Annotated in this window: 14 protein-coding genes; 9 read left to right on the forward strand and 5 right to left on the reverse strand. The window is 70.0% G+C overall.

What is annotated here, in order from left to right; genetic code table 11:
- Positions 1 to 15 precede the first annotated feature (15 nt).
- A complete protein-coding gene (locus ACZ6ZP_RS32040; RefSeq protein WP_351165551.1) occupies positions 16 to 1,074 on the reverse strand; it encodes an adenosine deaminase in 1,059 nt (352 codons plus the stop codon).
- Positions 1,075 to 1,506: 432 nt separating this feature from the next.
- Here ACZ6ZP_RS32040 and ACZ6ZP_RS32045 point away from each other — a divergent pair, with 432 nt between their 5' ends.
- Complete coding sequence (locus ACZ6ZP_RS32045) at positions 1,507 to 1,923, forward strand: DUF4190 domain-containing protein (RefSeq protein WP_361470218.1); 417 nt, start codon at positions 1,507 to 1,509, stop codon at positions 1,921 to 1,923.
- Positions 1,924 to 1,946: 23 nt separating this feature from the next.
- On the opposite strand, the gene ACZ6ZP_RS32050 is transcribed toward ACZ6ZP_RS32045, so the two are convergent.
- Positions 1,947 to 2,537: an NADAR family protein gene (locus ACZ6ZP_RS32050; RefSeq protein WP_383823019.1), complete on the reverse strand. Its 591-nt coding sequence runs from the start codon at positions 2,535 to 2,537 to the stop codon at positions 1,947 to 1,949.
- 176 nt (positions 2,538 to 2,713) lie between these two features.
- Here ACZ6ZP_RS32050 and ACZ6ZP_RS32055 point away from each other — a divergent pair, with 176 nt between their 5' ends.
- From ACZ6ZP_RS32055 to ACZ6ZP_RS32090, 8 genes are all read left to right on the forward strand, one after another.
- The gene (locus tag ACZ6ZP_RS32055; RefSeq protein ID WP_469409294.1) at positions 2,714 to 4,216 is read left to right on the forward strand and encodes a gamma-aminobutyraldehyde dehydrogenase; all 1,503 of its coding nucleotides are present in this window, start codon (positions 2,714 to 2,716) and stop codon (positions 4,214 to 4,216) included.
- A gap of 62 nt (positions 4,217 to 4,278) precedes the next feature.
- Positions 4,279 to 5,523, forward strand: a complete 1,245-nt coding sequence (locus tag ACZ6ZP_RS32060) for an ABC transporter substrate-binding protein (RefSeq protein WP_351165560.1) — start codon at positions 4,279 to 4,281, stop codon at positions 5,521 to 5,523.
- Between the two features lie 49 nt (positions 5,524 to 5,572).
- Complete coding sequence (locus tag ACZ6ZP_RS32065; protein ID WP_351165562.1) at positions 5,573 to 6,733, forward strand: ABC transporter ATP-binding protein; 1,161 nt, start codon at positions 5,573 to 5,575, stop codon at positions 6,731 to 6,733.
- Entirely contained in the window at positions 6,730 to 7,659 is a 930-nt protein-coding gene (locus ACZ6ZP_RS32070) for an ABC transporter permease (protein ID WP_351165564.1), read from the forward strand. Before ACZ6ZP_RS32065 ends, ACZ6ZP_RS32070 begins: the two co-directional genes overlap by 4 nt.
- Positions 7,659 to 8,462 carry an ABC transporter permease gene (locus ACZ6ZP_RS32075; RefSeq protein ID WP_351165566.1) on the forward strand — a complete coding sequence of 268 codons (804 nt, stop codon included), beginning with the start codon at positions 7,659 to 7,661 and terminating at the stop codon, positions 8,460 to 8,462. Before ACZ6ZP_RS32070 ends, ACZ6ZP_RS32075 begins: the two co-directional genes overlap by 1 nt.
- Positions 8,463 to 8,512: 50 nt before the next feature.
- Entirely contained in the window at positions 8,513 to 9,931 is a 1,419-nt protein-coding gene (locus ACZ6ZP_RS32080; RefSeq protein ID WP_351165568.1) for an NAD(P)/FAD-dependent oxidoreductase, read from the forward strand.
- A gap of 143 nt (positions 9,932 to 10,074) precedes the next feature.
- Complete coding sequence (locus ACZ6ZP_RS32085) at positions 10,075 to 10,569, forward strand: hypothetical protein (RefSeq protein ID WP_351165720.1); 495 nt, start codon at positions 10,075 to 10,077, stop codon at positions 10,567 to 10,569.
- A 219-nt stretch (positions 10,570 to 10,788) separates the two neighbouring features.
- Positions 10,789 to 11,904 (forward strand): chitinase, encoded by a 1,116-nt coding sequence (locus tag ACZ6ZP_RS32090; protein ID WP_469409297.1) that lies wholly within the window; start codon positions 10,789 to 10,791, stop codon positions 11,902 to 11,904.
- Here the strand turns inward: ACZ6ZP_RS32090 and ACZ6ZP_RS32095 are convergent.
- The 3 genes from ACZ6ZP_RS32095 to ACZ6ZP_RS32105 form a co-directional block, all read right to left on the reverse strand.
- Positions 11,892 to 12,470 carry a phosphatase PAP2 family protein gene (locus tag ACZ6ZP_RS32095; RefSeq protein WP_469409298.1) on the reverse strand — a complete coding sequence of 193 codons (579 nt, stop codon included), beginning with the start codon at positions 12,468 to 12,470 and terminating at the stop codon, positions 11,892 to 11,894. The genes ACZ6ZP_RS32090 and ACZ6ZP_RS32095 overlap by 13 nt on opposite strands.
- 495 nt (positions 12,471 to 12,965) lie before the next feature.
- Positions 12,966 to 14,300: a 4-aminobutyrate--2-oxoglutarate transaminase gene (gene gabT, locus ACZ6ZP_RS32100; RefSeq protein ID WP_351165582.1), complete on the reverse strand. Its 1,335-nt coding sequence runs from the start codon at positions 14,298 to 14,300 to the stop codon at positions 12,966 to 12,968.
- Positions 14,301 to 14,470: 170 nt separating this feature from the next.
- Positions 14,471 to 14,641: a hypothetical protein gene (locus tag ACZ6ZP_RS32105; protein WP_469409299.1), complete on the reverse strand. Its 171-nt coding sequence runs from the start codon at positions 14,639 to 14,641 to the stop codon at positions 14,471 to 14,473.
- Positions 14,642 to 14,887: the final 246 nt, after the last annotated feature.

The raw sequence follows: 14,887 nt of genomic DNA on the forward strand, positions 1-14,887 counted from the left end.
CATTGTGGTGCCGCGCTAGGGAGCGAGCCAGGTCTGCGTGTACGTGTCGATCTCCGCGACGAGCTTCGCCTTGCCGGCCGGGTCGAGGAACGACACCTCGACGGCGTTCTTCGCCAGGGCCGCGATGCCCCGCTCGTCGAGGTCCAGGAGGCGGGCGGCGACCGCGTACTCGGTGTTGAGGTCCGTGCCGAACATGGGCGGGTCGTCGGAGTTGACGGTGACCGGGACACCGGCGGCGACGAACTGCTTGATCGGGTGCTCGTCGAGGGTGGCGACGGCGCGGGTCGCGATGTTCGACGTCGGGCAGACCTCGAGCGGGATGCGGTGCTCGGCGAGGTGGGCCAGGAGCTTCGGGTCCTGGGCGGCGCTGGTGCCGTGGCCGATGCGCTCGGCGCGCAGGTCGGTGAGGGCGTCCCAGATGGTGCCGGGCCCGGTGGTCTCGCCCGCGTGCGGGACGGAGTGCAGGCCCGCCGCGATGGCGCGGTCGAAGTACGGCTTGAACTGCGGGCGCGGTACGCCGATCTCGGGCCCACCGAGCCCGAAGGAGACCAGGCCCTCGGGGCGCAGCTTGTCGGTGGTCGCGAGCCGCACCGTCTCCTCGGCGGACTCGATCCCCGCCTCGCCGGGGATGTCGAAGCACCAGCGCAGGACGACGCCGAGCTCGTCCTCGGCCGCCTTGCGGGCGTCCTCGATGGCGTCCATGAAGGCGCGGTCGTCGATGCCGCGGCGCACGGAGCTGTAGGGGGTGACGGTCAGCTCGGCGTAGCGGATGTTCTGCCGGGCCATGTCGCGGGCGACTTCGTACGTGAGCAGGCGTACGTCGTCCGCGGTGCGGACCAGGTCCACGACCGAGAGGTACACCTGGACGAAGTGGGCGAAGTCCGTGAACGTGAAGAAGTCGGCGAGGGCCTCGACGTCCGTGGGCACCTTGGAGTCGGGGTGGCGGGCCGAGAGGGCCGAGACGATGCGGGGGGAAGCCGAGCCGACGTGGTGCACGTGCAGTTCTGCCTTGGGCAGTCCGGCGATGAAGGCGTGCGGGTCGCGTGGCTCACGGGTGCGGTGCGGATCGGTCACGGTTTCCTCCCCAGGAACGGAATTGATCGGCTGATCGATGGGTCGGGATCATCGTAAGTGGCGTGCCGTCGGCCGGGGGCTGTGGCCGTAGCATGACGGAACGTACGAAAGAGGTGGCGCGGCATGTCCGAGGGTTCGAGGGGGCCGGATGCGTCCGAGGGTCGGGACCCTTGGGCTCCGCCGGAGGACGACGGGGCACCGCGGCAGGGGGCTGCGGGGCCGGCTTCCGGGGCGGCCCCCGGGATGGCGTCCGGGCCGGTGCCGCTGGAGAAGCGCGATCCGTGGGCGGCACCGTCCGTGCACGAGCGGTCGACGCTCGGCTCGGGGCAAATGGGGCCTCTGGGGCAGCCGGGGCCTCCTGGCCGGCCTGGGCCGCCGGGCGCCGGTGAGCCGGTGCCGCCGCCTCCGGTCGGGCCCGAGGGGCCGGGGCAGGTGCCCTACGGGTACCCCGGGGCGCATCCCGGCTATCCGGGCTACCCGGGTTACCCCGGCTACCAGGGGCAGGGCCCGCCCGGGTACGGGTGGCCCGCGATGCCGATGGCGCCCTCCAACGGGATGGGCGTGGCCGCACTGGTCCTCGGGATCATCGCGGCCGCCGGTTTCTGCCTGTGGCCCCTGGCGATCGTGCTGGGCGTCCTCGCGATCATCTTCGGGGCGATCGGCCGCGGCAAGGCGCGGCGCGGGGAGGCGACGAACCCCGGGCAGGCGCTGGCCGGGATCATCTGCGGCGTCGCGGGCGTCGTCCTGGGCGTGGCTCTGCTGGTGGTCCTGATCGTGGTCCCGGACGATTTCTTCGAGGAGGACGGAGCCTCGGGCGGCCGGTCGACCAGCGTGACGGTCAGTACCTGAGCCGCTCTTGCCGGGGGCAGGGTCTAAGCGGAGCGCAACAAGCGGTCCCGTGCCTCCATCAGCGCGAAGCCCAGCAGGTTCAAGCCCCGCCACCGCTCCGGGTCCTGGGCGGCCTCGTCGTCGGCCGCCAGGCCTATGCCCCAGATGCGGTCCACCGGGCTCGCCTCGACCAGCACCCGCTCGCCCGTGCCGACCAGGAACGAGCGCAGGGCGTCGGTCGAGGCGAACTTGTGGACGCTGCCCTCGACCACGATCCCGAAGCGCTCCCGCTCCCACACCGCCCCGTCGAAGCCCCGCACCAGGCGTCCCGCCTTCTTCGCCTCGGCGGGCGTACGCGCGGTGAGGACCGCGGTCTCGGCCTCCGGGTCGGAGAAGAGCCTGGCCTTGGCGGCCATCATCCAGTGCTCCGCCGTCCCGTACTCCACCCCGTCGACCGTGAACGGCGACTGCCACCACTGGCTGAAGCAGCTCGCGCCGAGCGTCCCGTCCCGGCGCGGGGTGTGCCCCCAGAAGTGCAGAAACCTGACCCGTTCCCCCGCGCGCACCGCCCGGACCAGCGTGTCCACCGAGTCGATCTTCGTCATGCACGCGAGTCTGGCACGCACCACTGACATTCCGTCCTGGGTTTTCCAGGACGACTCGACACCTGGTCGACAGATTCCGTCGCGTAACCAAAAGGCAACAACGGAATCACTTGTTGGAGTACCACTGCTCTGTCAGGATCGGCACTCAAATCGATCTGGAGCTACGCCGACCCCCAGGGACGGGGACGACGGCGGAGGAGAGCGTCATGCACAACTTCCAGGCGCGGGACCACTTCGCGGACGGCGCGCAGTACATCGCCGGACGGCTGACCGAGGGCACATCCGGGCGCTCCCACGCCGTGGTCGATCCGGCCACCGGCGACCAGGTCCACCGTTACGAACTCGCGGGCGAGAAGGACGTGGACGCCGCCGTCGCCGCCGCCGCGCACGCCTTCCCCGCGTGGGCGGGCGCCACCCCCGGCGAGCGCTCCGACGCCATGCACCGCTTCGCGGGCGTACTGGCCGAGCGCGCGGAGGAGTTCGCGCAGGCCGAGTCGCTCCAGTGCGGCAAGCCCATCAAGCTCAGCCGGGAGTTCGACGTACCGGGCACCGTCGACAACGCCGCCTTCTTCGCGGGCGCGGCCCGGCACCTGCAGGGCCAGTCGGCCGGCGAGTACTCCGGCGACCACACCTCGTACGTACGGCGTGAGCCCATCGGGGTCGTCGGCTCCATCGCGCCCTGGAACTACCCCCTCCAGATGGCCGCCTGGAAGGTGCTTCCCGCCATCGCCGCGGGCAACACGATCGTCCTCAAGCCGGCCGAGCTGACCCCCTTCACCTCGCTGCTCTTCGCGCAAGCGGCCACCGAGGCGGGCATCCCGGACGGCGTCGTCAACATCATCAGCGGCGCCGGGCGCGACGCGGGCGAGCGGCTCGTGGGCCACCCCGACGTCGCCATGACCTCCTTCACCGGCTCCACCGGCGTCGGCAAGCGCGTCGCCGAGATCGCCACCTCGACCGTGAAGCGGCTGCACCTGGAGCTCGGCGGCAAGGCGCCGTTCGTCGTCTTCGACGACGCCGACCTGGAGGCCGCCGTGCACGGCGCGGTCGCCGGCGCGCTCATCAACACCGGCCAGGACTGCACGGCCGCCACGCGCGCGTACGTCCAACGGCCGCTGTACGACGCCTTCGTGGACGGCGTCGCGGCGCTCATGGAGACCGTGCGGCTCGGCGACCCCTTCGCCGAGGACACCGACCTCGGGCCGCTCATCTCGCACGTCCACCGCGACCGCGTCGCCGGTTTCGTCGACCGGGCCCGCTCCTACGCGCGCGTGGTCACCGGCGGAGAGGCGCTCGACCACCCCGGCGCGTTCTACAAGCCCACCCTCATCGCGGACGCCGCGCAGGACAGCGAGATCGTGCAGTCCGAGATCTTCGGCCCGGTCCTGGTCGTGCTGCCCTTCGACTCCGACGAGGAAGGCATCAGGCTCGCCAACGACACCCCGTACGGCCTGGCCGCCTCCGCCTGGAGCCGCGACGTGTTCCGCGCCAACCGCGCCACCCGCGAGATCAAGGCGGGCTGCGTGTGGGTCAACGACCACATCCCCATCCTCAGCGAGATGCCGCACGGCGGATACAAGGCATCCGGCTACGGAAAGGACATGTCCGCCTACTCCTTCGAGGAGTACACGCAGATCAAGCACGTCATGTTCGACAACACCGCGGTGGTCCGCAAGGACTGGCACCGCACCGTCTTCGGGGACCGATAGCCGATTGCTGGAAGGCCGCCCGACCAGCGGCCGCCCATCCTCCCGAAAGGGCAACCAAGCGCATGGAGCAGTACGAGCCCGACCCCCTCTCCCCGGCCCAACTGGCCGCCATGCACCGCAGCCTCAGGAACGGCAGGGCCGCCCTCACCCGCCGCTCCCTGCTGCGCGCCTCCGCGAGCGGCGCGTTCGCCGTCGGCGGTCTGGGGGCGCTCAGCGCCTGCGGCATCCCGGCGGCGAGCAAGAGCCAGGGCGAGGTCTCGTCCGACGACCACTCGGCCAAGGAGAAGCAGATCAACTTCTCCAACTGGACCGAGTACATGGACGTCGACGACGACGAACGCCGCCCCACCCTGGACGCGTTCACCAAGCGCACCGGGATCAAGGTCAAGTACACCGAGGACATCAACGACAACGTCGAGTTCTTCGGGAAGATCAAACCGCAGCTCGCGGCGGGCCAGGAGACCGGACGCGACCTCATCTGCGTCACGGACTGGCTGGCGGCCCGGCTCATCCGCTTCGGCTGGGTCCAGAAACTGGACCCGGCCAACCTGCCGCACGCGTACGCCAATCTGGCCTCCCAGTTCCGCAACCCGGACTGGGACCCCGGGCGGGCCTACTCGTATCCCTGGACCGGCATCTCCACCGTCATCGCGTACAACAAGAAGGCGACCGACGGCGAAGAGATCACCTCGGTGTCGCAGCTCCTGGACAACCCCAAGCTCAAGGGGCGCGTCGGTTTCCTCTCCGAGATGCGCGACAGCGTCGGCATGACGCTCATCGACATGGGCAAGGACCCCTCGAAGTTCACCGACGACGACTTCGACGCGGCCATCGCCCGCCTCCAGAAGGCCGTCGACAAGAAGCAGATCCGCCGCTTCACGGGCAACGACTACACGTCGGATCTCGACAAGGGCGACCTCGCCGCGTGCCTCGGCTGGGCGGGCGACATCGTGCAGCTCCAGGCCGACAACCCCGACATCGCCTTCCACATCCCCGACCAGGGGTACATCACGTCCACGGACAACCTGCTCGTCCCCAACAAGGCGCGCCACAAGCGCAACGCCGAACGGCTCATCGACTACTACTACGAGCCCGAGCCGGCCGCGCGCCTCGCCGCGTACATCAACTACGTCTGTCCCGTGGACGGTGTGCGCCCCGAGCTCGCCAAGCTCGACAAGGACGCGGCGGCCAATCCGCTGATCCTGCCGGACAAGGAGATGGCCGCGAAGTCCCACGGGTTCCGCTCGCTGACGCCGAAGGAAGAGACGGCGTACGAGGAGAAGTTCGCCAAGCTGACCGGTGCCTGACCCGATTTCCCTCGTCCCGACCCGACTCCCTCGACCCCCTGGACGCACCATGACGACTGCTACAGAACACGGCGGCGACGTCCGCCTCACCGGGATCAGCAAGACGTACGGCTCCTTCACGGCCGTCCGCCCCCTCGACCTCACCGTGCCGCAGGGCTCCTTCTTCGCGCTGCTCGGCGCGTCCGGCTGTGGCAAGACCACCACGCTCCGCATGATCGCGGGCCTTGAGGAGCCCAGCTCGGGCACCGTGCACCTGGGCGAGCAGGACGTCACGGCGCTGCCGCCGTACAAGCGGCCCGTCAACACGGTCTTCCAGTCCTACGCGCTCTTCCCGCACCTGGACATCTTCGAGAACGTCGCCTTCGGCCTGCGCCGCCGCGGCATCAAGTCCGTGAAGGGCAAGGTGGGCGAGATGCTCGACCTCGTCCAGCTCGGCGAGCAGGCCCGCAAGAAGCCGCACCAGCTCTCCGGCGGCCAGCAGCAGCGCGTCGCCGTGGCCCGCGCCCTGATCAACCACCCCAAGGTGCTGCTCCTGGACGAGCCGCTCGGCGCGCTCGACCTCAAGCTGCGCCGCCAGATGCAGCTCGAACTCAAGCGCATCCAGACCGAGGTGGGCATCACCTTCATCCACGTCACGCACGACCAGGAGGAGGCCATGACGATGGCCGACCAGGTCGCGGTGATGAACGCGGGCCAGGTCGAACAGCTCGGCGCCCCCGCCGACCTCTACGAGAACCCCCGCACCACCTTCGTCGCCAACTTCCTCGGCACCTCGAACTTCATAGAGGCCGAGATCGCAGGACGCAGCGGCGACGACCTCACTCTCAAGGCGGGCGACGGCAAGCTCCTCCTGCCCGCCGCGCGATGTACGGCGCCCACCGCCACGGGCGGCAAGGTCATCCTCGGCGTACGCCCCGAGAAGATCTCCCTCACGCACGCCGACGACGCGGGGCAGATCCCCGAGGGGCGCAACCGCATCACGGGCCGCATCGCCGACAGCAGCTTCATCGGCGTCTCGACGCAGTACGTCATCAAGAGCCCGATCTGCGACGAGTTCGAGGTCTACGCCCAGAACATCGAGCGCGACACCCGCCTGGTCCCCGGCGTCGAGGTCGTCCTGCACTGGAACCCCGCGCACACCTTCGGCCTGGACGCCGCCCAGGACATCGAGGCGGGCGTCGAGAAGGTCGAGGAGGACGCCTCCGCATGACGACCACCCTCACCAAGGCGCCCCCGGCGCAGGAGCCGGACGAGGCGCCCCGCAAGGTCCGCAGGCGCGGCCGCCTCGTCCCCTACTGGCTGCTGCTCCCCGGCATTCTCTGGCTCGTCGTCTTCTTCGCGCTGCCGCTGGTCTACCAGGCATCCACGTCCGTCCAGACCGGCTCCCTCGAAGACGGCTTCAAGGTCACCTGGCACTTCGCCACCTACTGGGACGCGCTGAGCGACTACTGGCCGCAGTTCCTGCGCTCGGTCCTGTACGCCGGGGCCGCCACGATCCTGTGTCTGCTGCTCGGCTACCCGCTCGCGTATCTGATCGCGTTCCGCGCGGGCCGCTGGCGCAATCTCATCCTCGTCCTGGTCATCGCGCCGTTCTTCACCAGCTTTCTCATCCGTACGCTGGCGTGGAAGACGATCCTCGCGGACGGCGGCCCCCTCGTGGGCGCCCTGAACTCGCTGCACGTCCTGGACGTGACCAGCTGGCTCGGCGTGACGGAGGGCGACCGGGTCCTCGCCACACCGCTCGCGGTGATCTGCGGACTCACGTACAACTTCCTGCCGTTCATGATCCTGCCGCTCTACACCTCACTGGAGCGCATCGACGGCCGGCTGCACGAGGCGGCGGGCGACCTCTACGCCAAGCCGTCCACGACCTTCCGCAAGGTGACCTTCCCGCTCTCCATGCCGGGCGTCGTCTCCGGGACGCTGCTCACCTTCATCCCGGCGGCGGGCGACTACGTGAACGCGGATCTGCTCGGCTCCACCGACACCCGCATGGTCGGCAACGTCATCCAGACGCAGTTCCTGCGCATTCTGGATTACCCGACGGCAGCGGCTCTCTCCTTCATCCTCATGGCGGCGATCCTCGTGATGGTCACGTTCTACATCCGCAAGTCCGGGACGGAGGATCTCGTCTGATGGCTGCCTTCTTCCGCTGGCTCCGCGGCAAATTCGTCGTCATCGCGGGTCTGCTCACGCTCGCGTATCTGCTGCTCCCGAACGTCGTCGTGACGGTGTTCTCCTTCAACAAGCCGAAGGGGCGGTTCAATTACGCCTGGCAGGACTTCTCGCTCGACGCCTGGAAGGACCCCTGCGGCGTCGCCGACATGTGCGGTTCGCTCAGCCTGAGCCTGCAGATCGCGGCCTGGGCGACGATCGGTGCGACCGTGCTCGGCACGATGATCGCCTTCGCGCTCGTGCGCTACCGCTTCCGGGCGCGCGGCGCGGTCAGCTCGCTGATCTTCCTGCCGATGGCGATGCCCGAGGTCGTCATGGCCGCGTCGCTGCTCACGCTCTTCCTCAACATGGGTGCGCAGCTCGGCTTCTGGACGATCCTCATCGCCCACATCATGTTCTGCCTCAGCTTCGTGGTGACCGCCGTCAAGGCGCGCGTGATGTCCATGGACCCGCGCCTGGAACAGGCCGCGCAGGACCTCTACGCGGGCCCCGTGCAGACCTTCCTCCGGGTCACGCTGCCGATCGCCGCACCGGGGATCGCGGCGGGCGCGCTGCTCGCCTTCGCGCTCTCCTTCGACGACTTCATCATCACGAATTTCAACGCGGGCTCGACCGTCACGTTCCCCATGTTCGTCTGGGGATCGGCACAGCGCGGCACGCCCGTTCAGATCAATGTGATCGGTACGGCGATGTTCCTCGTCGCCGTTCTCCTGGTGCTCGGCGGGATGATCGTCGGAAAGCGCCGCAACAAGCAAGCGCGTTGAGAACATCGCGTCAAGAACATCGCGTCAAGAACTCTGAAGGAGTGGAAATCATGGCCCCTAGCGCCATGACCCGTTGGACCAAGTCCCTCTCCGACGCCCAGCCGGTGTCGTACTGGCTGGACGACCCCGGCAAGCCCCGCGCCGAGCCCGCCCTCACCGGTGACGAGCAGGGCGACCTGCTCGTCGTCGGCGGCGGCTACAGCGGGCTGTGGACCGCGCTCATCGCCAAGGAGCGCGACCCGGACCGCGACGTGGTCCTGGTCGAGGGCCGCGAGGTGGGCTGGGCCGCCTCTGGCCGCAACGGCGGCTTCTGCGCCGCGTCCCTCACGCACGGCATCGCGAACGGCCTGTCCCGCTGGCCCGGCGAGATCGCGAAGCTGGAGGAGCTCGGCGCCCGCAACCTCGACGAGATCGAGGCGGCCGTCAAGCGCTACTCCATCGACTGCGACTTCGAGCGCACCGGCGAGATCGACGTGGCGACCCAGCCGCACCAGCTGGCCGAACTGCGCGAGATGTACGAGGAGATGGCGGAGCACGGCCTCGCGGGCGGCTCCGAGCTGCTCGACGCGGACGCCCTGCGCGAGCACGTCGACTCGCCGACCTTCCTCGGCGGCCTCTGGGACCGCGAGGGCGTCGCCATGCTCCACCCGGCGAAGCTGGCCTGGGGTCTCAAGCGCGCCTGTCTGGAGAAGGGCGTACGCGTCTACGAGCACACGCCCGCGCTCGAACTCGTCTCGTCCGGCGCCGGGATGGCCGTGCGCACCCCGTACGGCCGCATCCGTGCCCGGCAGGTCGCGCTCGCCACGAACATCTTCCCGTCGCTGGTCAAGCGCGTGCGCGCCTACACGGTCCCGGTCTACGACTACGCGCTGATGACGGAGCCGCTGAGCGAGGAGCAGCTGGCGGCCATCGGCTGGAAGAACCGCCAGGGTCTGGGCGACAGCGCCAACCAGTTCCACTACTTCCGGCTCTCGGCCGACAACCGCATCCTGTGGGGCGGTTACGACGCGATCTATCCCTTCGGCGGCAAGCTGCGCGCCGAGCACGACGACCGCCCCGAGACGTACGCGAAGCTCGCGGGCCACTTCTTCACCTGCTTCCCGCAGCTGGAGGGGGTCCGGTTCACGCACGCGTGGGGCGGCGCGATCGACACGTGCTCGCGCTTCTCGGCGTTCTTCGGCACGGCCCACGCGGGGCGCGTCGCGTACGCGGCGGGCTACACCGGGCTCGGTGTCGGGGCCACCCGCTTCGGTGCCGACGTCATGCTGGACCTGCTCTCCGGCGAGCGCACGGAGCGTACGTCCCTGGAGATGGTGCGCACGAAGCCGCTGCCGTTCCCGCCCGAGCCGTTCGCGTGGACGGGCGTGGCGCTGACCAAGTGGTCGCTGGCCCGTGCGGACGAGAACGGCGGGCGGCGCAATCTCTGGCTGAAGACGATGGACAAGCTGGGCCTGGGCTTCGACAGCTGACCGGCTCCGGGGCGCGGACGGCCGCCTGTCGACGGTTCGTCAATAAGTTTCCCGAACCCGCGTAACGCTGCCGCCCCGGCCCCCTCTCTCCTGTGACATGCACAGCTGTCGCACGGAGAGAAGGAGGTCCCGCCATGACGGACATGACTGGTCCGGGGGCGAAGTCGGGGGTCGAATGGCTGGTGTCGGTGGCGCCGGATCCGGACGCCTGCCGCTGGGAGTGGGAGCGCAACCCCCTCGGGGTCGCGCTGCTCCCGGCGGGCAGGCTCTGGGACGTACTCATCCTTCCCGGTGAACTCGGCTATCCCACGCTCGACGTACTGACCTGCTGCATCGACCGCCCGGGCCCGGTGCTCGCCGACTTCGGGGACTCCCGCATGGGGTTCTTCGTGCCGGCGGGCACGGTCTCCCGCTGGATCGGCACGGGCGTGCGCGGCGCGGGCCGCGGCACCTGGATCGTGGTCCCTTACCCGGGGCGCTCCACGGGTGGCGTCCGCTGGCTGGTCCCGCCCGACGGATCGGGCACGCTGACCGATCCGGCGCTCCTCGAACTGGCCATGCACGAGGCGGCGGCGCAGCTGGTGCCGCGGGACGGGGAGCAGGCGGGGGAGCAGACGGGGGAGCAGGCTGAGGAGTGACGGGGGAGCGGCGGGGGCGCCCCTGACACGGGCCGGCCGCCGAAAGCTCGTCGTCGCAGGGCTGTCGCCCAAAGTTTGACGAGGCCTTGACAACCGCATTGGTCTGGACCAAATTGAGCGGCCCACCCTCCATTCCCCCCATGCCCGGAGGCAGTTGTGGACCGTTCATCGCCGCGTCCCCTCACGCGTCCCCTCGCCCGCCGCATCAGACGTCTCACCGTGGCAGCGGCCACGGCCTGCGCGCTCGCCGCGTCCGGCCTCCTCGCCACAGAAGCGGCAGCGGGCCCCGAACCGGCGCCGCACGCCCCGCGAGAGGCTGCCGTCGTCGACCACACCCTGGTCGGCTACCTCCACACGAGCTTCGCCAACGGGTCCGGCTACACGCGGCTCGCGGACGTCCCCGACAGCTGGGACATCATCGACCTCGCCTTCGGCGAGCCGACCTCCGCCACGTCCGGCGACATCCGCTTCGGCCTGTGTCCGAAGACCGAGTGCCCGAACGTGGAGACCAAGGAGGAGTTCAAGGCCGCGGTCAAGGCCAAGCAGGCGGCGGGCAAGAAGGTCCTGATCTCCATCGGCGGCCAGAACGGCCAGGTCCAGCTCACCACCGCCCAGGCCCGCGACACGTTCGTCTCCTCGGTCTCCGCGATCATCGACGAGTACGGACTCGACGGCCTGGACATCGACTTCGAGGGCCACTCCCTGTCGCTGAACGCCGACGACACGGACTTCAAGAACCCGAAGACCCCCTCGATCGTGAACCTCATCGCGGCCGTCAAGACCCTCAAGGCCAAGTACGGCAGCGGCTTCACGCTCACGATGGCCCCCGAGACCTTCTTCGTGCAGCTCGGCCACCAGTTCTACGGAACCGGCAAATGGGGCGGCCAGGACCCCCGCGCGGGCGCGTACCTGCCGGTCATCCACGCCCTGCGCGACGACCTCACCCTGCTGCACGTCCAGGACTACAACTCGGGCCCGATCATGGGCCTGGACAACCAGTACCACTCCATGGGCGGCGCGGACTTCCACATCGCGATGACCGACATGCTGCTCACCGGCTTCCCGGTCGCGGGGAACGCGGACAACGTCTTCCCCGCGCTGCCTCCCGAGAAGGTGGCCATCGGCATGCCCGCCTCGACGAACGCGGGCAACGGCCACGTCCCCACGACGGAGGTCGACAAGTCCCTGGACTGCCTGACGAAGGGCACGAACTGCGGCTCGTACACCCCGCACGGCACCTGGCCGACCCTGCGCGGCCTGATGACCTGGTCGATCAACTGGGACCGCTTCAACAACTGGGAGTTCTCGAAGAACTTCGACGGCTACTTCGGCTGAGGTTCCTCGTCGGCGCGCCGGCCATGCCGCGCCACGACCACCACCATCACCTGGAGCACCATCCCGAACAGACACCAGCTGGCCACCACGTCCAGGGGCCAGTGGTACCCGCGGCGGACGAGGCCGAGGCCGACCCCGAAGTTCAGCAGGGCGCAGGCGATGACCAGTTCGCGGCGTGCGTAGCTGCCGCGCAGGTAGGGGAGCAGGAGCAGGGCCGCGCCTCCGTAGGCGACCATGGCGGTGGCCGTGTGGCCCGACGGGTAGTAGCCGGTGCCGTCCATGCCGGGTGGGCCGGTGCGGCCGATGAGTTCCTTCAGGGGGATCACGAGCACCGGGACCACGGCCATGGCCACGGCGGCGGTGACCGGGGCGAGCCACCAGCGGTACGTACCGGCTCGGTGGCCGCGCCAGGCCGCGTAGGCGATGGCCGCGGCGAGGAGCGGGGCCGCGACGGCGACCGAACCCAGGTCGGCGAGGAGTTCCGCGGCGCCGTCCGGGAGGCGGCTGCCGGTGATCCAGGGGCCGAGCCGCTCGTCCGCGTCGCGGAGGGGGCCGTCGGCGATCACTTGCCAGGTGATGAGCGCGAAGAACAGCGCACAGAGGCAGAAGAGGAAAGTGGTCGGCCGCCCCGGAACAGGGGGGGTGGTTCCGGGGCGGCCGTCCTGACCGGTGTTCCGCGCGCCCCGGGGGGTTTGGGGCGGGCGGCCATCCGATCGGTGAGGAGTTCCGGAGCCAGAAGCTCCGGGTGTGTGCGCGAGGGCACGACCAAGACGGGGCTGGGGAGGCTCCGTCCCGGTGTCGCCCACAGTCCCCTGTGGGCGGGGTGTTTCTCTCATCTGCAGAAACCGTACGTCAGGTGGTGACAGGCCGACAGGCGGAACGGCAAGCCGTCATGGGGCCCGCACACGTTCTTCACATGCCCTGACGGTCACCCCAGGTCATGGGTCTGGCACCGCGCGAGGCAGGCACACGTCAGGGGCATGTGCGGACACATGCGGAGCCGGGATCTTCCCCCTTTGGGGTGATCCCGGCTCCGTCGGGTGCCAACCCTCGTACACGATTCAGACGCGCGCGAACGCCGCCTCGATGATGTCCAGGCCCTCGTTCAGGAGGTCGTCGCCGATGACCAGCGGCGGCAGGAAGCGCAGGACGTTGCCGTACGTGCCGCAGGTGAGGACCAGCAGGCCCTCGGCGTGGCAGGCCTTGGCCAGCGCGGCCGTCGCCTCGGGGTTCGGCTCCTTGGTGGCGCGGTCCTTGACCAGCTCGATGGCGATCATCGCGCCACGCCCGCGGACGTCGCCGACGATGTCGTACTTCTCCGCGATGGCGTTCAGGCGGGCCTTCATCGTGGCCTCGATGGCCTTCGCCTTGCCGTTGAGGTCGAGCTCCTTCATCGTCTCGATGGCGCCGAGCGCACCGGCGCAGGCCACCGGGTTGCCGCCGTAGGTGCCGCCGAGGCCGCCGGAGTGCGGGGCGTCCATGATCTCGGCGCGGCCCGTGACGGCGGCGAGCGGCAGACCGCCCGCGATGCCCTTGGCGGTCGTGATCAGGTCGGGGACGATGCCCTCGTCCTCGCACGCGAACCACTGGCCGGTGCGGCAGAAGCCGGACTGGATCTCGTCGGCGACGAAGACGATGCCGTTGTCGTTGGCGAACTTCACGATCGCGGGCAGGAAGCCCTTGGCGGGCTCGATGAAGCCGCCCTCGCCGAGCACCGGCTCGATGATGATCGCGGCGACGTTCTCCGCGCCGACCTGCTTGCTGATCTGGTCGATGGCCTGCTTGGCGGCCTCGGGACCGGCGTTCTCCTCGCCCGTCGGCCAGCGGTAGCCGTAGGCCACCGGCACGCGGTAGACCTCGGGCGCGAACGGCCCGAAGCCGTCCTTGTACGGCATGTTCTTCGCGGTCAGCGCCATCGTGAGGTTCGTACGGCCGTGGTAGCCGTGGTCGAAGACGACGACGGCCTGGCGCTTGGTGTGCGCACGGGCGATCTTGACGGCGTTCTCGACGGCCTCGGCGCCGGAGTTGAAGAGCGCGGACTTCTTCTCGTGGTCACCGGGCGTCAGCTCCGCGAGCTGCTCCGCGACGGCGACGTACCCCTCGTACGGCGTGACCATGAAACAGGTGTGGGTGAAGTCGGCGAGCTGCGCGGTCGCACGGCGTACGACGGCCTCGGCGCTGGCACCGACCGACGTCACGGCGATGCCGGAGCCGAAGTCGATGAAGCGGTTGCCGTCGACGTCCTCGATGATGCCGCCCCCCGCGCGCGCCGCGAAGACGGGCAGCACGGAACCCACGCCGCCGGCGACCGTGGCGGTGCGGCGGGCCTGAAGCTCCTGGGACTTCGGCCCGGGGATGGCGGTGACGACGCGGCGCTCCTGCGGAAGTGCGGTCATGGGGTGCTCCTGGGGGTGGGACGAGGCGGACGCTCGAATGCTTGCTTTCTTCGCAGGTTAGGGGCGGAGGGTGGGGGCGGGCATGCTCCACGGGGGAGTTGTTCGGCGTGGCGGTTGTCCGTGGTGGACATAGCGGCCCGGACGGCGGCGTCGGCGGCTGAGCGCCGGGCTCAGGCGTCGGGCGCGAAGCTCAGGGGGCGGGCGCCGCCGGGTACGGAGACCGTGCGGCGGGCGCCGCCGGGTACGGAGACCATGCGGCGGGCGCCGGGCTCGCCCGCGATCCACAGGCGCGTGGCGTGTGCGGGGTCGTGCACCGCCAGCACCGCCAGCACCGCCAGCACCGCCAGCGGCTTGGTGAAGGGATCACGTTCCCCCGGGCCGCCGACGGCGGTGCCCGGTGCCGGTGCCGGTGCCGGTGCCGGTGCCGGTGCCGGTGTGGGTGTCTTCGGGATCGGGCATCGGACGACCGTAGTCGTCTCGATGTGTGCCGCACAGGCCGCCGAGGCCCTCGCGCCCGCCCCATTCCCGCAGGTCCGGGCGCGTATTCGGTGAACTACCCATGCGGGGGCACTAGATTGACGGCTGAA

Source organism: Streptomyces sp. NPDC054047 (assembly GCF_055585065.1).

Coding starts and splice junctions, on each gene's coding strand:
- ACZ6ZP_RS32050 (WP_383823019.1), bottom strand. CDS start 2,537: ATGTCAGTGGTGCGTGCCAGACTCGCGTGCATGACGAAGATCGACTCG.
- ACZ6ZP_RS32055 (WP_469409294.1), top strand. CDS start 2,714: ATGCACAACTTCCAGGCGCGGGACCACTTCGCGGACGGCGCGCAGTAC.
- ACZ6ZP_RS32060 (WP_351165560.1), top strand. CDS start 4,279: ATGGAGCAGTACGAGCCCGACCCCCTCTCCCCGGCCCAACTGGCCGCC.
- ACZ6ZP_RS32065 (WP_351165562.1), top strand. CDS start 5,573: ATGACGACTGCTACAGAACACGGCGGCGACGTCCGCCTCACCGGGATC.
- ACZ6ZP_RS32070 (WP_351165564.1), top strand. CDS start 6,730: ATGACGACCACCCTCACCAAGGCGCCCCCGGCGCAGGAGCCGGACGAG.
- ACZ6ZP_RS32075 (WP_351165566.1), top strand. CDS start 7,659: ATGGCTGCCTTCTTCCGCTGGCTCCGCGGCAAATTCGTCGTCATCGCG.
- ACZ6ZP_RS32080 (WP_351165568.1), top strand. CDS start 8,513: ATGGCCCCTAGCGCCATGACCCGTTGGACCAAGTCCCTCTCCGACGCC.
- ACZ6ZP_RS32085 (WP_351165720.1), top strand. CDS start 10,075: ATGACTGGTCCGGGGGCGAAGTCGGGGGTCGAATGGCTGGTGTCGGTG.
- gabT (WP_351165582.1), bottom strand. CDS start 14,300: ATGACCGCACTTCCGCAGGAGCGCCGCGTCGTCACCGCCATCCCCGGG.